The organism is Nocardiopsis sp. LDBS1602, assembly GCF_035818715.1.
In the GTDB taxonomy this organism is placed as follows: domain Bacteria; phylum Actinomycetota; class Actinomycetes; order Streptosporangiales; family Streptosporangiaceae; genus Nocardiopsis; species Nocardiopsis alba.
Genome location: NZ_JAYLVW010000001.1, coordinates 397,697 through 416,700 on the forward strand (window position 1 = coordinate 397,697; position 19,004 = coordinate 416,700).

18 protein-coding genes are annotated in these 19,004 nt (G+C 68.7%); 7 read left to right on the top strand and 11 right to left on the bottom strand.

Going from position 1 to position 19,004, the window contains the following annotated elements; translation table 11 throughout:
* Positions 1–68: 68 nt before the first annotated feature.
* From U9J66_RS01855 to U9J66_RS01870, 4 genes are all read right to left on the bottom strand, one after another.
* Entirely contained in the window at positions 69–1,079 is a 1,011-nt protein-coding gene (locus tag U9J66_RS01855; protein ID WP_014909362.1) for a hemolysin family protein, read from the bottom strand.
* Complete coding sequence (locus U9J66_RS01860; protein WP_014913572.1) at positions 1,076–2,455, bottom strand: hemolysin family protein; 1,380 nt, start codon at positions 2,453–2,455, stop codon at positions 1,076–1,078. Before U9J66_RS01860 ends, U9J66_RS01855 begins: the two co-directional genes overlap by 4 nt.
* Positions 2,456–2,693: 238 nt before the next feature.
* Positions 2,694–3,254 carry a TrmH family RNA methyltransferase gene (locus tag U9J66_RS01865; protein ID WP_187294495.1) on the bottom strand — a complete coding sequence of 187 codons (561 nt, stop codon included), beginning with the start codon at positions 3,252–3,254 and terminating at the stop codon, positions 2,694–2,696.
* A gap of 106 nt (positions 3,255–3,360) precedes the next feature.
* Positions 3,361–4,029, bottom strand: coding sequence for a class I SAM-dependent methyltransferase (locus U9J66_RS01870; RefSeq protein WP_017534980.1), 669 nt, complete (start codon positions 4,027–4,029; stop codon positions 3,361–3,363).
* Positions 4,030–4,168: 139 nt separating this feature from the next.
* Here U9J66_RS01870 and U9J66_RS01875 point away from each other — a divergent pair, with 139 nt between their 5' ends.
* Both U9J66_RS01875 and U9J66_RS01880 read left to right on the top strand, forming a co-directional pair.
* Complete coding sequence (locus tag U9J66_RS01875) at positions 4,169–4,660, top strand: dsRBD fold-containing protein (RefSeq protein ID WP_081536581.1); 492 nt, start codon at positions 4,169–4,171, stop codon at positions 4,658–4,660.
* A 224-nt stretch (positions 4,661–4,884) separates the two neighbouring features.
* Positions 4,885–6,147, top strand: a complete 1,263-nt coding sequence (locus tag U9J66_RS01880; protein ID WP_017534978.1) for an APC family permease — start codon at positions 4,885–4,887, stop codon at positions 6,145–6,147.
* Between the two features lie 43 nt (positions 6,148–6,190).
* On the opposite strand, the gene U9J66_RS01885 is transcribed toward U9J66_RS01880, so the two are convergent.
* The 5 genes from U9J66_RS01885 to U9J66_RS01905 form a co-directional block, all read right to left on the bottom strand.
* Positions 6,191–6,946, bottom strand: a complete 756-nt coding sequence (locus U9J66_RS01885; protein ID WP_326337399.1) for an NUDIX hydrolase — start codon at positions 6,944–6,946, stop codon at positions 6,191–6,193.
* Between the two features lie 14 nt (positions 6,947–6,960).
* On the bottom strand, positions 6,961–7,686 hold the full coding sequence (locus U9J66_RS01890) for an HAD family hydrolase (RefSeq protein ID WP_161112062.1): 726 nt from the start codon (positions 7,684–7,686) through the stop codon (positions 6,961–6,963).
* Between the two features lie 128 nt (positions 7,687–7,814).
* A complete protein-coding gene (locus U9J66_RS01895) occupies positions 7,815–8,762 on the bottom strand; it encodes a VWA domain-containing protein (protein ID WP_017534975.1) in 948 nt (315 codons plus the stop codon).
* Positions 8,763–8,832: 70 nt separating this feature from the next.
* Positions 8,833–9,801: a DUF58 domain-containing protein gene (locus U9J66_RS01900; protein ID WP_017534974.1), complete on the bottom strand. Its 969-nt coding sequence runs from the start codon at positions 9,799–9,801 to the stop codon at positions 8,833–8,835.
* 7 nt (positions 9,802–9,808) lie between these two features.
* A complete protein-coding gene (locus U9J66_RS01905; RefSeq protein WP_014908995.1) occupies positions 9,809–10,873 on the bottom strand; it encodes an AAA family ATPase in 1,065 nt (354 codons plus the stop codon).
* A 151-nt stretch (positions 10,874–11,024) separates the two neighbouring features.
* Between U9J66_RS01905 and U9J66_RS01910 the strand changes: the two genes are divergently transcribed.
* From U9J66_RS01910 to U9J66_RS01930, 5 genes are all read left to right on the top strand, one after another.
* Positions 11,025–11,735: a hypothetical protein gene (locus U9J66_RS01910; RefSeq protein WP_326336829.1), complete on the top strand. Its 711-nt coding sequence runs from the start codon at positions 11,025–11,027 to the stop codon at positions 11,733–11,735.
* Between the two features lie 445 nt (positions 11,736–12,180).
* Entirely contained in the window at positions 12,181–12,948 is a 768-nt protein-coding gene (locus U9J66_RS01915) for a HipA family kinase (RefSeq protein WP_161112581.1), read from the top strand.
* Positions 12,945–13,379, top strand: a complete 435-nt coding sequence (locus U9J66_RS01920; RefSeq protein WP_026125072.1) for a DUF3037 domain-containing protein — start codon at positions 12,945–12,947, stop codon at positions 13,377–13,379. The genes U9J66_RS01915 and U9J66_RS01920 overlap by 4 nt, the downstream gene beginning before the upstream one ends.
* A gap of 147 nt (positions 13,380–13,526) precedes the next feature.
* Entirely contained in the window at positions 13,527–14,783 is a 1,257-nt protein-coding gene (locus U9J66_RS01925; protein ID WP_042281423.1) for a multidrug effflux MFS transporter, read from the top strand.
* A 140-nt stretch (positions 14,784–14,923) separates the two neighbouring features.
* The gene (locus U9J66_RS01930) at positions 14,924–16,939 is read left to right on the top strand and encodes an AMP-binding protein (RefSeq protein WP_017534970.1); all 2,016 of its coding nucleotides are present in this window, start codon (positions 14,924–14,926) and stop codon (positions 16,937–16,939) included.
* Positions 16,940–17,090: 151 nt separating this feature from the next.
* Here the strand turns inward: U9J66_RS01930 and U9J66_RS01935 are convergent, their stop codons facing one another.
* Together U9J66_RS01935 and U9J66_RS01940 are read right to left on the bottom strand one after the other, a co-directional pair.
* The gene (locus U9J66_RS01935; RefSeq protein ID WP_017534969.1) at positions 17,091–17,738 is read right to left on the bottom strand and encodes a LuxR C-terminal-related transcriptional regulator; all 648 of its coding nucleotides are present in this window, start codon (positions 17,736–17,738) and stop codon (positions 17,091–17,093) included.
* Positions 17,687–18,955, bottom strand: coding sequence for a sensor histidine kinase (locus U9J66_RS01940; protein ID WP_326336830.1), 1,269 nt, complete (start codon positions 18,953–18,955; stop codon positions 17,687–17,689). The genes U9J66_RS01935 and U9J66_RS01940 overlap by 52 nt, the downstream gene beginning before the upstream one ends.
* Positions 18,956–19,004: the final 49 nt, after the last annotated feature.

The following is a 19,004-nucleotide window of genomic DNA, read 5'->3' on the forward strand; positions in this document are numbered from 1 at the left end:
GCCCCGGACGACGAACGGGCCCTCCCGCACCAGAGCGGGAGGGCCCGTCGTCACGTCCACCGCGAGGATCAGGCGGCGGTGTCCAACAGCAGGAGGCGGTCCAGGATGTCCTGGAGGGTCACCAGACCCACCAGCTCCTCACCGTCCTCCACCAGGGCCAGGTGGCTGCGGCTCTCCCGCATGATCCCCATGGCCGCGTACATCGGCGTGGCCGGGGCCAGCGTCAGCACCGGACGCATCAGGTCGGCGGCGGTGGTGCCCGCCGGCCCGATGAGCGCCTCGCGCACGTGGAGCACGCCCACCGGCCGCTCCTGCTCCATGACCACCAGACGCAGGTGCGTGGATTCGCGCGAGACCCGCTTGATCTCCTCCACGTCCGCGTCCGGGCCCACCCAGGCGATCTCCTCGCGCGGGGTGATGTGCGAGCTCAACGGCTGGGAGTTGACCTCCAGGGCGGTGGCCAACTGGTCACGACGCTCGGAGTCCAACGCACCGGCCTTGGCCGAGTGCTCGACCAGCTCCCGCACGTCCTCCGGGTTGTGGCCGCTCACCAGCTCGTCCACGGCCTGCACCCCGAACAGGTGCAGGACCCCGTTGGCCATGTTGTTGAGCATCACGATCACCGGGCGGGTCAGCCACATGAACGCCCGCATCGGGATCGCCAGCATGGTCGCCGACTTCTCCGGATGCGAGATCGCCCACGACTTGGGCGCCATCTCTCCCACGACCAGGTGCAGGAAGGTCACGATGATCAGGGAGAAGGTGAACGAGAGCACGTAGCCCACCGTGTCGGGAAGACCGCCGAACAGCGGCTCCAACATGTGGTGGAAGGCGGGCTTGGAGATCGCGCCCAGGGCCAGGGTGGCCAGGGTGATCCCCAACTGGGAACCGGCCAGCAACAGCGACAGGTCGCGGGCGCTCTTGAGAGCGGCGCGAGCCGAGGCGCTGGTGTGTGCGGCCTCCTCCAACCGGTAGCGGCGCGCCGCCACCAGGGCGAACTCGATCGCCACGAAGAACCCGCTCAACGCGATGAACAGGACGGTCAGCGCCATCGCCAACCAGATGTTCATGTCACTCATGCCCGCACCTCCCGCGCGCCCTCTCCGGCGACCTCGTGCAACCTGACCTCGACCGTGTGCGGCACGTGCCGCTGGACCGCGTTGACCGTCAGGGCCAACGTCATGTCCGGGTCCTCGTCATGGGCGCCGGCCGGCCGGGGCAGAGGCAGGTCGACCCGGTCGCCCACACGGGGCAGCCGGTGCAGCGCGTGGATGACCAGACCGCCTATGGTCTCGTAGTCGCCCTGGGGCAGGTCGTGGCCGATGAGCCGCTCAACCTCGTCGATGTGCAGGGCGCCGGGGACCAGATAGCCGTCGTCACCGCCGAGCGGGGCCGGAGCCTCCTCCTCGGGGGTGTGCTCGTCGGCGATCTCACCGACCAGCTCCTCGGCCAGATCCTCGGTGGTGATGACGCCGGCCAGGCCGCCGTACTCGTCGACCACGCACGCGAACTCCTCCGAGGCGTCGCGGAGCTGGTCCAGGACCCCGGGCAGCGGAAGCGAGGCCGGCACCATCACGGTGGGCCGGGCCACGTCGCGTACGAGTATCTCGGACAGGTCCCGATCGCCCAGGGCGAGCACGTCGCGCAGGCAGATCACGCCGACGATGTCGTCGACGCCGTCCCCCAGCACGGGGAAACGGGAGTGGTCGGAGGCCATCAGCTCCACGACCCGGCTGACCGGATCGCCCTCCTCCACGGTGGTGACCTCCGGACGCGGGATCATCGCGTGACCGGCGGTGCGCTCGTGGAAGTCCAGGGTGCGATCCAACAGGGTCGACACCTCGGCCGGAAGGTCGCCGCTCTCACGGGACTCGGCGATGATGCTCTCCAGGTCGCGCGGGGTGGCCGCGTGCTGGACGTCCTCGACCGGGGTGATCCGGACGAGCTTGAGCAGTCCGATGGCCGCCTGGTCGAACAGCCAGATGACCGGGCCGAACACCTTCAGGTAGATGCCGGTGGACAGGGCCAACCGGCGGGCCACCGGCTCGGGACGGGCGATGGCCAGGTTCTTGGCGAACAACTCGCCGAACACCATCTGGACGACGGTGGAGAACAGCAGGGCCAGGACCGTTCCGATCGCGAGGCCGGTGCCGAGGGGGACGCCCGCGCCCCCCAAGAGCTCGCCGACACCGTCACCGATCATCGGTTCGGCGATGTAGCCGACCAGGAGCGTGGTGACGGTGATGCCCAACTGGGCACCGGAGAGCATGAACGAGGTGCGGTTCGTGATGGACAGGGCCCGCTGGGCGCCGGTGTCACCGGCGGCGGCCCGTGCCTTGAGTCTGGAGCGGTCCACGGCCATGTAGCCGAATTCCTGGGCGACGAAATAGCCGGTCGCCATGGTGATCAAGAAGACCACCAACGCTCCGAAGGCGATACTGAGGACGGTGCTCATCGGGCACGCACCGCCTGTTCTCGCCCGTGGATCGGGTTTCTAGCCAGGTGCGCGCCCTTCCAAGAAGGGGGCTCGTCGGAGTCGGGGTCACAGCATCCACGAGGGATGCTGCCGGTACTTCGGGACGGGTCCACTGTTCCTCTCTCTGCGCCGTGGCGCTTGGGACTGATGTGCGGAATACACGGTAATGGTCAAAAGGGTGACGTACGGGACGGGGAAAAGATTCCCCTCGGCCCGGTCACATCCCGACGGGGGCCTCTGCCTCGCCGTCGAAGGTGGTCCACTCGCGGCGCCGGGCCTCGGCCAGGGCGATGGCGGTGGCCACGGCCACGTTGAGGGAGCCGACCCGGCCGATCTGCGGAATGTAGGTGATCGCGTCGGCGCCGGCCAGCAGCGCGGGGGAGCAGCCGTGGTCCTCGGCGCCCACGGCCAGGCACACGTCGGGCTCCAGCGGGGCGGCGTGCAGGGGGACGGCGCCCTTGGCGAGTTCGACGGCCACGACCTTGTAGCCGTCGGCACGGGCGGCCTCGAGGGCCTGCGCGGTGGTCGAGACGCGCTCGTGCGCGATCTTGGCGGCGGTGCCCAGCGCGGTCTTACCGACCTTGGGGTCGTCGGGGTCGGCGCTGTTGCCGGTGAGCCAGAGACGGTCCACACCGAAGGTGGCGCAGGTGCGCAGGATGGAACCCAGGTTGTAGGGCTGGGTGACCGACTCGACCAACAGGGAAAGACGTCCCTCGGTCCGCCTGCGCCACTGGCGGTTCAGACGTTTGACGTCCGTGGGACGCAACTGCGTGCTCAACTGCGGTGTGTTCCTCGTGGGTCTGGGCCGGACGGTCCGGCCCTGGTCGGTACACACTACCGGCACCCCGTCGGGTGTGCACGCCCGACCCGGCGCGTTCGGGACCTCAGGCCCTTTCGTCGGGGGTCGCGGGGTGCACGGTCAACACCCGGAAACCGGCGCGCGAGGCCAGACGTTCGGTGGCGTGCCCCCGCGACTCCAACCATTTCTGGAGGGAGTCCGAACCCAGGTGACGCTGGACCACCAGGTGGGCGACCCCCGTGGGGGACAGGCGACCCAACCAGGTGAGCAGCAGGGAGTGCAGGACCTCCTTGCCCACCCGGATGGGCGGGTTGGACCACAGCACGTCGAAGGGTCCGAGAAGGTCTTCGGAGGTGGGGGCCGCGCCCTCGACCTCGCCCTGTTCGGGGGCCGGATCGCCCTCGGGGGTGATCACGGCGAAGCGGGCCCCGTCCAGGCCGTGCTCGGCGGCGTTGCGGCGGGCCAGCGCGACGGCGCGGGCGTTGACGTCGACCCCCAGCACGCGGGCGCCCGGCGCGCGCGAGGCCAGGGTCAGGGCGATGGGTCCGTAGCCGCAGCCCACGTCGAGCAGGGTGCCCTCGGGCGGCGGGGGCGGAACGCTCTCCAACAGGACGCGGGTGCCCAGATCGACCTTGTCGGGGGAGAACACCCCGCGGTCGGTGCGCAGGCGCAGGTGGAGATCGGGCAGCACCAGGTCGGCGGTGGAAGGCCGACTGGCGGAGCTCGGAGAGGAGTCGAAGTAGTGCTGGGCCACGCCGTGACGCTACCAGGGTCGGAGCCCGTGACGAGCCGGTAAAAACCTCTCATACCACGGGGAACGAAAGGGCCAACCGTTGGTGTGATCACCGTTTCGGGCGGAATGATGAGGATAGGCGAGGTTTGTGGGGGAACCGATGCGAGCAAAGGTAGGCGACCACCTGGTCGTCGAAAGCCCGAACGCCGACACCCACCGCCGGACCGCGGTGGTCACCGAGGTCAGGGGGCCCGAGGGGGCACCGCCCTACCAGGTGCGCTGGACCGATGGAGGCGTCGAACACCGGGACCTGATCTACCCGGGACCCGACGCGCACATCGAACACATACCGCACGCGAGGGGAGCCGAGTCCATGCAGACGATGAAGCGATGGAACGTCGACGTGGTCGTCGCGGAGGAGAGCGAGGGCGACGCCGCCCGGACCTGGGCCGAAGTCGGGCTGATGGCCGACGACGGCACCGCGCTCCGGGGACACGGCATGGCCCGTAAGCACCCCGTCGATCTGGACGTACCGGAGATCGGAGAGGAGCTCGCGGTCTCCCGCGCCCTGTCCGACCTGTCCCGACAACTGCGTCAGGTGGCGGCCGAGGACATCAACGACAACACCGGCACCCCGTGGCGTCCGATCTGAACGTGAACGCGACGGGCGGGGCGACCAGGGGCGCCGACCGCCGGGTCGACGCGATGTGAGCAGGCCCTCGGAGAGGTCCGAGGGCCTCTCGCTGTGCCGACGGGGTCGGGGTTCGCGGCCGCCGTGAGACCGGGGCCGGACACCGCGACCACGGGAGGCGGCCCCCGCGGGCCGATCGGATCGGGCACACTCGAAAAGTCGGATCATCGATCAAGGAGACCTTGTTGGCCACCTCTTCCGGACCGCAGGCCGAACCTGCCCGGGTGCTGGGTACCGTCGACGCGGCCGCCATCGGCGCCGCCGCGATGCTCGGCGCCGGGGTGTTCTCGGTCTTCGCACCGGCGGCACTGGGCGCCGGCGCCTGGCTTCCCGTCGCCATCGCCATCGCGGGCCTGGTCGCCTATTGCAACGCGATCTGCTCCGCGCGACTGGCCGCCCGCCACCCCGAGAGCGGCGGCACCTACGTCTACGGACGCGAACGCCTGGGCGACCTGTGGGGCTACCTCGCCGGTTGGGCGTTCGTCGTGGGAAAGATCGCCTCCTGCGCCGCCATGGCATTGACCTTCGCCGCCTACCTCCTCCCCGGCTGGGAGAGACCCGTGGCGGTGGCCCTGGTCCTGGTGCTGGCCGCCCTGAACTACCGAGGGGTGCGCAGATCCACCCTCGTCATCAAGATCCTGCTGGTGGCGGTCCTGGCCGTCCTGCTCGCCGTCCTGGCCGCGATGGTGTTCAGCGGCCGCCTGTCCGCGGTGGCCGAGGTCGACGGCATGGGCCCCTGGCCGGGATCCTTCGGTGTCCTCGGAGCGGCGGGGATGATCTTCTTCGCCTTCGCCGGCTACGCCAGGATCGCGACCCTGGGCGGCGAGGTACGCGACCCCAGGACCACCATCCCCCGCGCCATCACCCTGGCCCTGGGCGTGGTGCTCGCCCTCTACCTGGCGATCGGCACGAGCCTGCTGATCGTGCTGGGACGCGAGAGGCTGACCACCAGCGACGCCCCCCTGGTGGACGCGGTACGCGTGGCCGGGGTCCCCTTCCTGGTCCCGTTCGTGATCGCCGGCGCGGTCCTGGCCTGTGTGGGCGCGCTGCTGGCCCTGCTGCTGGGCGTCTCGCGCACGGTCGCCGCGATGGCCGCCGACGGGCACCTGCCCCGCCACCTGGCCCGCACCCACGAACGTTTCGGGGTGCCCCACCGCGCCGAGGTGGCGGTGGCCGTGGTGGTGATCGCCCTGGTGCTGGTCGGCGACCTGGGCGGTGTGATCGCCTTCTCCGCCTTCGGCGTGCTGGTCTACTACGCCATCGCCAACGCCTCGGCGCTGCGTCTGGGGCCCGAGGAGAACCGGCCGCCCCTCATCGCCCCGGTCGGGGGCCTGGTGGGGTGCGTGGTGCTGGCGTGCAGCCTGCCCCTGCCGGTGGTCATGCTCGGTGTTCTGGTCCTGGGGGCCGGCGCGGGGCTGTGGTGGCTGCGCCACCGCGCTCTGGCCTGAGCCGGGGCCGGGCCGAGGGTGATGCTCGACCCCGGGACGGCCCTCAGCGGCCGCGATGCTCGACGAGGAAGCCCAACCCGCGACGCGCGGTGGTGGACAGGTTCAGTTCCGCCAGCTCCTCGGGGGTGAACCACGCGCAGTCGGCGGTGGAGCCGTCCGGCTCGTTCACCCGCGGCTCGGTGGGCCGACCCACGTGTACATGGGAGAACACCCAGACCGCGTAGACGTCGGTGCCGCCCTCCGGGGTACGACGGTGACTGGTCACCTTGATGAGGTCTCCGACCACGCCGAACTGGCCGGTCTCCTCCAGCACCTCGCGCCGTAGCGCGGCCCGCACGTCCTCACCGGCGTCCACGCCGCCTCCGGGCAGGTGCCAGGTGCCGGCGGCGGGATAGCCCTCGGCGATCCTGCTCAACAGGATCCGCCCGGAGGGGTCGGTGACGATGCCGTAGGAGGCGAAACGGCGCCTTCTCGGCGGAGCGTCGGCGTCCGGCTCGGGCTCTTCGTCGACGAGCCGCGACGCGGTCGGGGTGAGTCCCTCGGTGGGGACCACGTTCGGCCAGGAGGCCAGCAGATGGGGTCGGGAGTAGACGACGCGGTCCACGTGCAGGGCGCGGCTGTGGGACAGGCTCACGGTCTCGGTGAGCACGTCCACGGTCGCCAGCGGTTCCTCCCGGGACATCCCGCCCAGTTCGCGGGCGATCGCCTCGGGATCCTGACCGAAGAGCACCCGGGCGCCCGATAGGACCGGCCCCCGAGGTCCGTCGGTGATCAGGTGGACGGTGACCCGACGGGCCATCCAGTCGGCAGTGGTCACAGGGCCCCCACGGCCGAGGGGAGACCCAGAAGGCGCAGGAGGCCCTCCAGGTCCGGAACGGCCGTGACGCCCTCGATGGGGCTCCGGCCGGCGCGGTCGATGATGACCGGACGCATGCTCGCGGCGGTGGCCCCCACCCCGTCGGACTGGAGCTGGTCGCCCACGTGCCAGCAGGCGGTGGGGTCCACGCCCAGACGCTGGGCGGCGAACTGGAAGATGCGCGCGTCGGGCTTGCCGGCGCCGGCGGTGTCGGCGCAGACCACGGTGTGGAAGTAGCCCGTCAGTTCCAGGGCCTGGAGCTTGGCGTGCTGGAGCGCCTCGATGCCGTTGGTGACGATCGCCAGCCGGTACCCGGCCTGCCCCAGCGCGGCCAGGGTCGAGTGGGTGTCGGGGAAGACCTGCCAGGCGGTGCGCTGGACCTCCAGGTAGAGGCGGTAGAGCTCGTCGCAGTGCTGGTCGGCGAGCTCGTTGTGCCCGGCCTGGACGGCCAGGGCGCGGATGCGTTCGCGGCGCTGCTCGTCCAGGGACAGGTGTCCGCGAAGGTAGGCGCCGAAGGAGAGCTCGGTCTGGATGTCCCACAGGGCGCGGGCGGCGCCGAAGTCAGGGTGGCCGATGCGCTCCATGACCGCGCGCAGCCCCGCGGAGGAGGAGGCCGCGTCGTCGATGAGGGTGTCGTCCAGATCGAAAAGGATCGCGGTCGGAGAAGCGGGTGTGTTCGACATCGTTCCTCGATGTAAGTGGGCATGACAAAACATGCCAACGCTAACCGGTATCACCGGGTCAATTGGTGTAAACCCCACCTAAAAGGATGTGGTCAACATCACTTCGGGGGTGGTGGGGGTGGCTCTGATCAGGGAAGTCGCTGGAACCACAGCAGCGAGGTCAACGCGGTGGCCATGGACAGCACGATCGCGACCAGAACGAAACGCGTGACGATCTCCTCGTGCACGTACTCGGTCCCCAACGAGGAGCCGATGTCCTCATAGACCTCGTCCAGCTCGCTCTCGCTCTCGGCCTCGTAGAAGTGGCCACCGGTGTCCTGGGCCAACGCGCGCAACGCCTCCTTGTCGATGTCGGCCGGCACCTGGTAGCCGTCGATCTCGATCATCGCGGCCCCACTGCCGAACGCGATCGTCGACACCGGAACCTCGTCCTCGGCCGCCACCGACGACGCCTGCGCGATGTCCCGACCGCTGGTGTTCTCACCATCGGAGAGCAGCACGATCGCCGCGGGAGGCGGATCCTCCTCCGCGTCCTCGTCGAAACCGCGAATGGACTCCAACGAGGCGAAGACACCCTCGCCGATGGCCGTACCCGGCCCCAACCGAAGGTTCTCGATCGACCCCATGACCGCCTCGTGGTCCTGGGTCGGAGGCGCCACCACCGTAGCGGTCGAGGAGAAGGACACCAAACCCACGTTGAACCGCTCCGGCAACGTCTCCACGAACCCGCGCGCCGACTCCTTGGCCGCGCGCAACCGGTCCGGCTCGATGTCGGTGGCCGCCATCGACAACGACACGTCCACCGCCACGATGATGGTCGCCCGCTCACGAGGGGCCTCAACCGGCATCGCCGGCACCGCCATCGCGGCGATCAACACCGCCGTCGTCCCCGCGAACAGCACCGCCGGGACGTGACGACGCACGTCCGGACGCTTCGGCGCCACCTGGTCCAACAACTCCAGGTTGGTGAACCGCACCGTGTACTCACGACGCTGCCGCTGGGCGAGGACGTAGGCGACCACCAGGAGCACGATGAGCAGCAGCCACCACAGCCGCTGCGGTTCCAGGAAGGTCATGACGGCCTCGCCTCCCCCATGGGCGTCGAATGCGCGGGGGCCTCCCACGCCTGGTCCTGACGACTCCGTCTCACCGGGGCGCCCCCGGAGTGTGACGGGCCATGTGATGCGCGGTCCGACGCTGATCGACCACGAACCGCGCGATGTCCAGTACCCAGTCACGGTCGGTCCGCAACACCAGATGCTGGACGCCGCAACGACGCAGAGCCGAACGGATCGTCGCCCGCTGCTCCGCCGCCGCCCGACGATAACGCTCCCGCACCGCACGGGTCAGCCGTACGTCGCGCACCCGCCCACTGGAGGGGTCCCGCAGAGCCACGTCGCCCACCTCGGGCACGTCCAACTCACGCGGATCCACCACCTCCACCACCAACACCTGGTGGCGCGCGGCCAACATGCGCAACGGCCGCTCCCAGGGGACCGTGCCCCCGAAGGCCGGAGTGTCCAGAAAGTCCGAGACGACCACGCGCAGACCACGCCGACGACGCGTACGCACCAGATCGTCGATCGCGTCGGCCAACGTCGCCCCGTCCGCCGACGGGACGTTCTCGTCACCCGTGGGCGCGGCCGCCACCGTCGCCAACAACCCCAGCAGGGCCTCCTTGCCCGACCGGGCCGGCCACCGGCGCACCCGCCCCTGATGCAGGAAGTGCGCGCCGAAACGGTCGCCCACCCGCTGCGTCAGCAGGTTCGCCGCCACCAGGGCCCCCACCGCCACGTCGCGCTTGGAGTACAGGCCGGTACCGAAGTCCATCCGAGGGGACAGGTCCAACAGGGTCCAGCTCTCCAACTCCCGGTCGGCGACCAGATCGCGCACGTGCGGGGTGTCGGTGCGCGCCGTCACGGCCCAGTCCATGTGCCGTACGTCGTCCTCGCCCGGCTGGTACAGACGCGCCTCGGCCGCCTCCGAACCGGGCCCCAACCGCAACCCCAGATGCTCACCGTGCAACAGCCCGTCCAGCCGGTGCACGATACGCAGGTCCAGACGGCGCAGCGCGGCACGCAACCGAGGGTCGGTGCCGATGGCGGGAGTGTTCATGGACCGGTCACCTCCGCGCGGCGAAGGAGGCGGTCTCTCCGCTGGGCGGCTCGTCCCAGATCACCCTGGGCGCCGGAACGGTGGACAGGATCCGATCGACCACCTGCCCCGGGGTGATCCCGTCGGCCAGCGCGTCGAAGGTCAGGACCAGACGGTGGGCGATGACGTCGTGGGCGAGCACGCGCACGTCGTCGGGCAGGACGTAGTCGCGCCCGCGCAGCAGCGCCAGGGCGCGGGCCGAGGCGACCAGCCCCAGCGTGGCGCGAGGGCTGGCCCCCACCTCCAGGGCCTGGCGCAGATCGGGCATCTGGTGGTTCTCGGGCTCGCGGGTGGCCATGACCAGCCGGACCACGTAGTCGGCGATGAGCTGGTGGACGTGCACCCGCTCGGCGTCGGCCTGGAGCTCGCCCAGGGTCACCGGATCCAGCACCTGGTGGGCGGTGGGCGGCTCCGTGCTCATCCGCCGCAGGATCTCCATCTCCTCGTGCGCCTTGGGGTGGTTCACGTCGACCTTCATCAGGAAACGGTCGCGCTGGGCCTCGGGAAGGGGGTAGACGCCCTCGGACTCCACCGGGTTCTGCGTGGCGATGACGATGAAGGGGGCGGGCAGGGGGTGGGTGGTGCCGCCGATGGAGACCTGCCGTTCGGCCATGACCTCCAACAGCGCCGACTGCACCTTGGCCGGGGCCCGGTTGATCTCGTCGGCCAGGACGAAGTTGGCGAACACGGGACCGAGCTCGACGTCGAACCGCTCCGTGGAGGGGTGATAGATGCGCGTGCCCACGATGTCGGAGGGGACCAGGTCGGGGGTGAACTGGATCCGGGTGAAGGAACCACCGGTGACCTTGGCCAGTGTGGACACGGCCAGTGTCTTGGCGATGCCGGGGACCCCCTCGATGAGACAGTGTCCTCGGGCCACCAGGGCGATCAGGGAGCGCTCCACCATGCGCTCCTGGCCGACGATGACGGTGGAGACCTCGTGCAGCGCCGCGCGCAGCAGACGGGTCGGTTCCCCCGGTGCACTCTCGGGGCTCGGAGTGGGGGAACCGTTCCCGGGTGAGGTTTCTGCCATGGCCCGCCTTCCCAGACTGGGTGCTCCGTCCTCGGGCACCGGTAGGAGTAGGTTGTGGATCACCTGTGGCGACACTACCTGTTCCGGCCCCGTTGTTCCGGTTTCCGGCACGGGTGGTGGGTCAGGGCGTTCGCGGCGAAGGGGGAGACGGATGTCGGTGCCCACGATGGGGCTGCGTGAGGGGGATCCGCGGCAGCTGGGGGAGTACCGGCTGCTGGGGAGACTGCGCGAGTCGCGCCTGGGCGTGGTCTACCTGGGGCGGGACAGTTCGGGAGAGCTCGTGAGCGTGGCGATGCTCAACGACGCCGCCGCGATCGACGAGCCCACCCGTGAGCGGTTCGCCCGGGTGGTGGAGGAGGACGACGACGTGGTGGCCGCGCGCATCAGCGGCCGTTCGGCTCTGTGGGTGGCGCGGCCCCACACCGAGGACGGCCCCGACGCCGGGGTGCTGTTGGAGAGGGCCGGAGGCGGCGGTCCGGCGGTGCGCAGCGGTCCCGTGGTGATGCCGCACTGGGCGGGGGAGCGGGGCGCCTCCGCCGTGCGATGGAGCGTGCGCGGTGACGGGCGTGACAGCAAGGTGGCCCGGGGCGAGGCCAACTGGTGGTTGATCGGCGCCCTGGGCGCGCTGCTGGCCCTGCTGCTGGTGTCGATGTTCCTTCTGTACCTGTGGATGTTGCAGTTCCCCCAGCCTGAGAGCACCCCCGAGGAGCAACCGGGGGAGGAGCGGTCCGAACCGGCGCAGGAGGAGCCGTCACCGGGGGACGAGGAGGGGGAGCCCACCCCGGTGCCGTCCCTGCCGGGTCCGGGAGAGGATCCGCGGGGGGAGGAGGGCTGGGAGGAGCTCCCGGAGGACAACGTCTAGGGGAGCGGGCCCGGTCGGGCGGAGGAGACACCCTCTTTCCCGGGGGAGATCGGCGGGAAGACGGTGAAGATCTTCGAAGGACCCTGACATGGAACGCGTTCCAGCATATAAATCTACGTCGTCAAGGTGGCGCGGCTTTTCTATGAAAAGCATTCACTGAAAAGAAGATCGCGCGGCTACGCCGCACCCCTATAAACCCCTCCCTGAAGGACCCTCGGCGTGTCGTGGCCCCTCGGGGCCATATCTAGAACGTGTTCAGGGGTGTGTTGGAGACCCCTGGAGGGGTGCTCTCCGGTGACGGCGTGGGTGCGTGCGACCGATCGCGGAGAGAAGGACTGAACGCCTCGTCTCCTCCCGGACTCGAAAGCGCACTCGGCGGTGCGGGTTCGAAGCACCGTGGGGTGCGCGACATCGCGGTCGGTCCCGCCTCGGGTCATCGGTGTCTATGCTGGCCGGCGTGCTGAAGAAAGTGATCGCGACGCGGTACGTGGTGCCGTTGCGCGAAGGAGGTTCGCTCCCGGGGTTGGTCGAGGCCGACGACCTGGGAATGTACGTGGTCAAGTTCATCGGGGCCGGACAGGGGCGTAAGACCCTGATCGCGGAGGTCGTCGCCGGTGAGCTGGGTCGGGCCCTGGGATTGCCGGTGCCCGAGCTCGCGCTGGTGGAGTTCGACGCGGTCATCGGTCGCGGTGAGCCCGACCCGGAGGTCCAGGAGCTGCTCAAGGCCAGTGACGGGTTGAACCTGGGGATGGACTTCCTGCCGGGGTCGTTGGGCTTCGATCCGCTGGTCTTCGAGGTCGATCGGGACCTGGCGGGGCGGGTGCTGTGGTTCGACGCCCTGGTCGGGAACGTGGACCGTTCCTGGCGCAACCCGAACATGTTGATGTGGCACGGTGCGCCCTACCTGATCGACCATGGCGCCTCGTTGATCTTCCATCACTCGTGGGCCAACGCCGACCGGTTCGTCTCCCGTCCCTATGACGCCTCCGATCACGTGTTGTCGGGGGTGCGGCCGGATGTGGCCGCGGCGGACGCCGTGCTGGCCCCGGTGGTGGACGAGGTCCTGTTGCGTCGTGTGGTGGCCGCGGTGCCCGAGGTGTGGTTGGTGGACGAGCCGGGGTTCGACTCGGCCGAGGAGGTCCGTGAGGCCTACGTGCGTCATCTGTCGGCTCGTATGGCCGATCGTTCCTGGCTTCCGGAGGTGTCCTCGTGAGTGAGCGTTACCCCAGTGGGACGGTGACCACCGGGCGTGTGGGTGTGGAACGCGATCGTGCCGTGTTCGAGTACGCCCTGTTGCGTGTGGTGCCGTGTGTGGAGCGTGGTGAGTGTGTCAACGCGGGGGTGATCGTTTACTGCCAGGAGAGGGCGTTCCTGGCGGCTCGTTCGGCGTTGGACGAGGGTCGTCTGTTGGCGTTGGACGAGGGTGTGGACCTGGTGGGGGTGCGTCGGGCCCTGGAGGCGGTGGAGATGATGTGCCGCGGTGGTGATGAGGCGGGTGCGGCCGGTCGTGAGCGGCCGGGGCAGCGGTTCCGTTGGTTGACGGCTCCGCGGAGCACGATCGTGCGTGCGGGGGAGATCCACGGGGGGTTGACGGAGGATCCGGAGGCCGAGGTGGAGCGATTGTTGGATCGTCTGGTGCGTTGATCCGGGGGGTGGACGTAAGGGAGGTCACAGGTTTCGGTTCGCGGGGGCGGGGAGCGATTCTCGTCGGCCTGGTGTTGGTATGGAGTGTTGTGCGCCTTCGGGTGTGCTTTCCCCTACCTCGTCCTCGTTCGATGAACTGGAGTCCCTGTGTCTTCCTCGTCCTCCCCCACCGCCGTTCCCGAAGGGGCGGCGGTTCTCAGGCCGCCACGTTCGCGTGGTGCGATCGCGTTGTTGGTGCTGGTCCTGGGTGTGTTGACGGCGACCGGTCCGTTGGCGACCGATATGTATCTGCCGGCCTTCCCTCAGATCACCGAGGAGTTGGGGGCCTCTGAGGCGCAGATCGGGTTGACGCTGACGGCGATCATGTTGGGGCTGGCGGTGGGCCAGTTGGTGATCGGGCCGATGAGCGACGCGTGGGGTCGTCGGCGTCCGTTGTTGGTGGGCGTCTCGTTGTTCACGGTGACGTCGGTGTTGTGCGTGTTCGTGCCGGACGTGACGGCGTTCATCGTGTTGCGGTTCGTTCAGGGTGTGGCGGGTGCCGCGGGTGCGGTGATCGCGCGGGCCGTGGTGCGGGACATGTTCCAGGGTGATGACGCGGTGCGGTTCTTCTCGCGTCTGGCGTTGGTGATGATGTTGGCGCCGTTGTTGGCTCCGCTGGTGGGTGCCCAGTTGTTGTTGGTGGGTCCCTGGCAGTTGAGCTTCTGGGTGTTGGCGGCGATGTCGGCGTTGAGCCTGGTGTTGGTGGCGTTGTGGTTGCCGGAGTCGTTGCCGGTGGAGGCTCGGCGGGCGCAGGGGCCGCGGGTGTTGTTGGCGACGGTGGGTTCTCTGGTGCGGGATCGGCGGTTCATGGGGCCGGTGTTGTCGCTGGGGTTGAGTTTCGGGATGTTGTTCACGTATGTGTCGGCGTTCTCGTTCGTTTCGCAGAACGAGTTCGGGGTGTCGCCGCAGACGTACGGGTGGTTGTTCGCGGTGAACGCTCTGGCGTCGATGTTGGGGACGCAGGGCAATGGTCTGTTGGTGGGTCGTGTGGATACGCGGCGGCGGTTGGCGGCCGGTTTGTCGGTGGCGTTGTTCTCGGTGGTGACGTTGTTGGTGGTGGCGTTGGCCGGGGTGGCGCAGTTGTGGTCGGTGTCGGCGTTGTTGGCGTTGATGATGTTCAGTGTCGGTTTCATCATGCCGAACGCGACGGTGACGGCGTTGGACGGTCAGCCGGCGTCGGTGGCGGGTACGGCTTCGGCGTTGATGGGGTCGTTGCAGTTCGCGTTGGGTGGTTCGGTGGCGGCTTTGGCGGGGTTGACTCCGTCGGGTGAGGCGTCGTTGGTGAGTATGGCGGTGGTGATGGCGTCGGTGGCGGTGTTGTCGTTGGGGGCGTTCGTGTGGGGTTCTCGGGTGAGGGTGGTGTGAGTGTGGTCGTTGTGGGTTGTGCTGGGGTTCTGAGGTTGCCGTTCGGTGGTGAAGTGGGCACAGTAGGGCTCTAATTCCCCGATTGAGGCGGGTTGGTTTCGTGTGGCCCGTCTTCTGATGTGGCAGAGGATGAGTGGGATATGGGCGAGACCCCCGGTTCGGTGGCTCGGGAGCAGTCCGGGCTGAGTGACCAGATCTATGACGTGGCGACCTCTGACGCGCATGCGCAGGTGTTCTCGGTGTTCCGGGAGGAGCGTTGGGAGCGGTTGACGGCGGGGGAGTTCGCGACCGAGGTGACGTCGTTGGCCAAGGGTTTGGTCGCGGCGGGTGTGGGTGAGGGCGACCGGGTCTTGTCGGTGTTGCCGCAGGGGCATGACTGGGTGCGTTTGGCGTACGCGGTGTGGTCGGTGCGTGCGGTGTTGGTGCCGGTTCCGGTGGTGGCGTCGTCGGAGCGGTTGGCGTATGTGGTGCGGCATACGCGTCCGGCGGCTGCTGTGGTGTCGGGTGAGCGTGCTCATCGTGTGGTGGTGGGGTTGCAGCGGGAGATGTCGGATCTGGGGAGGGTCTGGCGTTTTTCGGAGGGTTTGCCGGAGGTGGCGAGCTTGGGGGCGTATATGGACGCTTCGGCTGTGCGGTTCCGTCGTGATGCGGTGGTGGCGGAGGATCCGGCGGTGGTGCTGTATCCGATGAGTACGGTGTCGCGGACGATGCGGGGTGTGGTGCTCTCGCATGGTGCGTTGTTGTCGTCGGCGGCGGATGTGGTGGATCGGTTGTGGCCGCGGTTGTCGGAGTTGCCCGAGGGTAAGGCGAGTGCGGTGGTGGATATGCCGCTGTCGGAGTTCTCGGGTCTGGCGATGTTGGTGGCGTGTGTGGCCGGTCGGGTGCGGGCGGGTGTGGCTCGGCCTGGTGGGTTGCGTCGTGAGTTGTTGAGGTTCCGGCCGACGGTGTTGGTGGGGACGTCGGGGTTCTTCGAGCGTGTGCATGGTGCGGAGCGGTCGACCGCGCATGCGACGGACTGGAATTCGGTGGGGGCGTTCAACGCGGCGGTGGACGCGGCGGTGCAGTTCGATCAGAACAAGAAGAAGGGTGCTTGGGCCCGGTTGTCGCGGTCGATGCACGATTGGTCTTTCGCGAAGGTGCGGGAGGCGTTGGGTGGTCGTGTGCATGTGGCGGTGTGCTGGGGTGGGGGGTTGTCGGAGCGTCTGGATTCGTATTTCAACGGTTTGGGTGTTCCGTTGATGCAGGTGTACGGGGTCGCCGAGGCGGGTGGTGTGGTGGCCGCGAACGCTGTGGGTGATCGTGTGGCGGGTTCTGTGGGTCGTGTGGTGGAGGGCCGGGAGCCGTGGGTGTCGCGTGAGGGTGAGTTGTTCTTGCGTGGTGGTGCGGTGTTCTTGGGTTATTGGGCGGATGTGGAGGGGACGCGGGCGGCGTTTCGTGATGGGTGGTTGGCCACGGGTGTGGCGGCCGAGGTGGATGATGAGGGTTTTGTTCGGGTGTCGGGGCGTGTGAGGCCTCAGGCGTCGGCGTTGGAGGTTCCTGGGCGTTTTGTGGCGTCTTCGGGGGTTTCTGGGGTCGTTGAGGTGGAGGGTTCTGAGGGGTCTTCGGGGGGTCCGGTCGAGGGGCGGGGGGCCGAGGAGGCTCGTCGTGCGTTGGCGGTTCTGGGGGCGGTGGCCGAGGGTGAGGGTGCCGGGTCCGGGGTCGTGGAGTCGGGTGTGGAGGAGCCGGAGGAGGAGGGTTCTTCCGGTGTTTCGGGTGAGGACGCCGAGTTGGTGGCGGGGTTCGAGGCTCGGTTGCGGGCTCATCCGTTGATCAGTCAGGTGTTGGTGATCGTGGAGGGGCGGCCGTTCGCGAGTGCTCTGGTGACGTTGGTGCGTGATCAGTTGGAGTATTGGCGTTTGGTGAATGGTCGGCCGTTGTCGATGGCGCCGGAGGAGGTCGCGGGGGATCGTGATCTGCTTCGTGAGGTGCAGGGGTTGGTGTACGAGGCCAATCGGAGTGTGCCGCGGCATTTGGCGGTGCGGTCGTTCCATGTGTTGGCGGAGGAGTTCACGGTGCAGTCGGGGTTGGTGCGGCCTTCGGGTGAGTTGCGGCGTGAGGCTGTGTTGAGGGCGTTCTCCGAGGAGATCGATGGTCTGTATCGGGTGCGTCGGGAGTAGGTGGGGGTGTGCGTGCGGCCGTGGTCCTTGGGGGCCACGGCCGTTTTGTGTGTGCGGGGGGTGTTCTTGGTTGTGGTCTGGGTGGGGTGTGGGTTCGGGTGTCGTTCTTCGGTCGGTGGTGGAGGTGTGGTCTCGGGATGTGGTGGGTGCTCTAGCGGCCGTTGAGGTAGGCGAGGACGGCGAGGACGCGGCGGCTGTCGTCGGAGGAGGGGGGTAGGTCGAGTTTGGTGAAGATGTTGTTGATGTGTTTGCTGATGGCTTTTTCGGTGATGTAGAGGCGTCCTGCGATGGCGGAGTTGGAGCGTCCTTCGGCCATTTCGGCGAGGACCTGGCGTTCGCGGGGGGTGAGTTGGGCGAGGGGGCCTTGGTTGTCCTGGCGGGCGAGGAGTTGGGAGATGACGGCGGGGTCCATGGCGGTGCCGCCGGCGGCGACGCGGCGGACGGCTTCGATGAATTGGCCGATGTCGAAGACGCGGTCTTTGAGGAGGTAGCCGACGCCGCCGGTGTGGTCGGAGAGGAGTTCGCGGGCGTAGAGCTGTTCGACGTGTTGTGAGAGGACGAGGATGGGCAGGCCGGGGAGGTGGGTGCGGGCGTCTATGGCGGCTTGGAGGCCTTCGTCGGTGAAGGTGGGGGGTAGGCGGACGTCGACGACGGCGACGTCGGGTTTGTGTTGGGTGAGGGCGGTGTGGAGGTCGGGGCCGTTGTCGACGGCGGCGACGACGGTGAAGTCGTGGGCTTGGAGGAGTCTTATGAGGCCGTCGCGGAGGAGGGCGAGGTCTTCGGCGATGACAACGCGCATGGGATCTCCAGGGTGATGATGGTGGGTCCGCCGGGTGGGCTGGTGATGTTCATGGTGCCATCGAAGGCGTCGAGGCGGCGGGCGATGCCGTTGAGGCCGCTTTCGGGGGTGGGGTGGGCTCCGCCGTGGCCGTTGTCGGTGACGGTGGTGATGAGGCGTTGGCGGCCGTGGTTGATGTGGATTCGGGCGTGGGTGGCGCCTGAGTGTTTGGCGGTGTTGGTGAGGAGTTCGGCGATGGCGAAGTAGGTGGCGGATTCGACGGGGTCGGCGGGGCGGCCGGGGAGGTGGGTGGTGACGGTGATGGGGAGGGGGTGGGTGAGGGCGAGGGCTTGGACGGCTCCGTCGAGTCCGCGTTCGACGAGGACGGGTGGGTGGATGCCGCGGACGAGGTCGCGGAGTTCGGTGAGGGCGTGGCGGGTGGTTTCGCGGGCTTCGGTGAGCATGGTGCGGGCGGTGGTGGGGTCGGTTTCGATGATCTGTTCGGTCATGGCGAGGTGCATGCCGAGGGCGACGAGGCGGGCTTGGGCTCCGTCGTGGAGGTCGCGTTCGATGCGGCGGATTTCGGCGGCTTGGGTGTCGATGGTGTCGGCGCGGCTGGTGGCGAGGTGGGCGACGCGTGCGGTGAGTCGGGCTTTTTCGGAGGGGGCGAGGATGAGTTGGGATAGGTGTGTGTAGGCGTGGGTGGTGTGGGGTGTGAGGAGGGTGGCGGTGATGGTGAGGAGGGTGGCGGGGATGAGGGCGGTGAGGGCTTGGGTTTGGGTGGTGGCGGTGAAGGTGTCGTAGAGGGGGTGGGTGTGCCAGAGGAGGAGGGCGTAGAGGGTTTGGTAGGTGGCGTGGGCGAGGAGTGCGGTGGGGATGAGGGCGAGGGTGATGAGGAGGGGTGAGGTGGTGAGCCAGAGGAGGTCTCGCCAGGTGGCGGGGTCGGTGAGGATGATGCGGACGCGGGGGATGATGCCGGTGGGTGGGAGGGGTCGGTAGGGGGGTGGGAGGGGTTTGTGGAGGAGGTGGGTGAGGGTGGTGCGTTGGGCGTTGGCGATGGTGCGGAGGGTGAGTGCGGTGAGGATGATGAAGGGGAGGCCGATCCAGAGGAGGGTGAGGAGGCCTGAGGCGATGACGAGGGGGGTGAGGGTGAGTGCTGCGGTGTTGTGGGAGATGAGGAGGAAGAGGTAGGCCGTGGTGGTGTGGTGGGGGGTTCGTGGTGGTCGGGTGGTGGCCATGGTGGTCTCTTCCAGGGGTGGGTGTGGGTGGTGTTGTTCTATTGTGCGT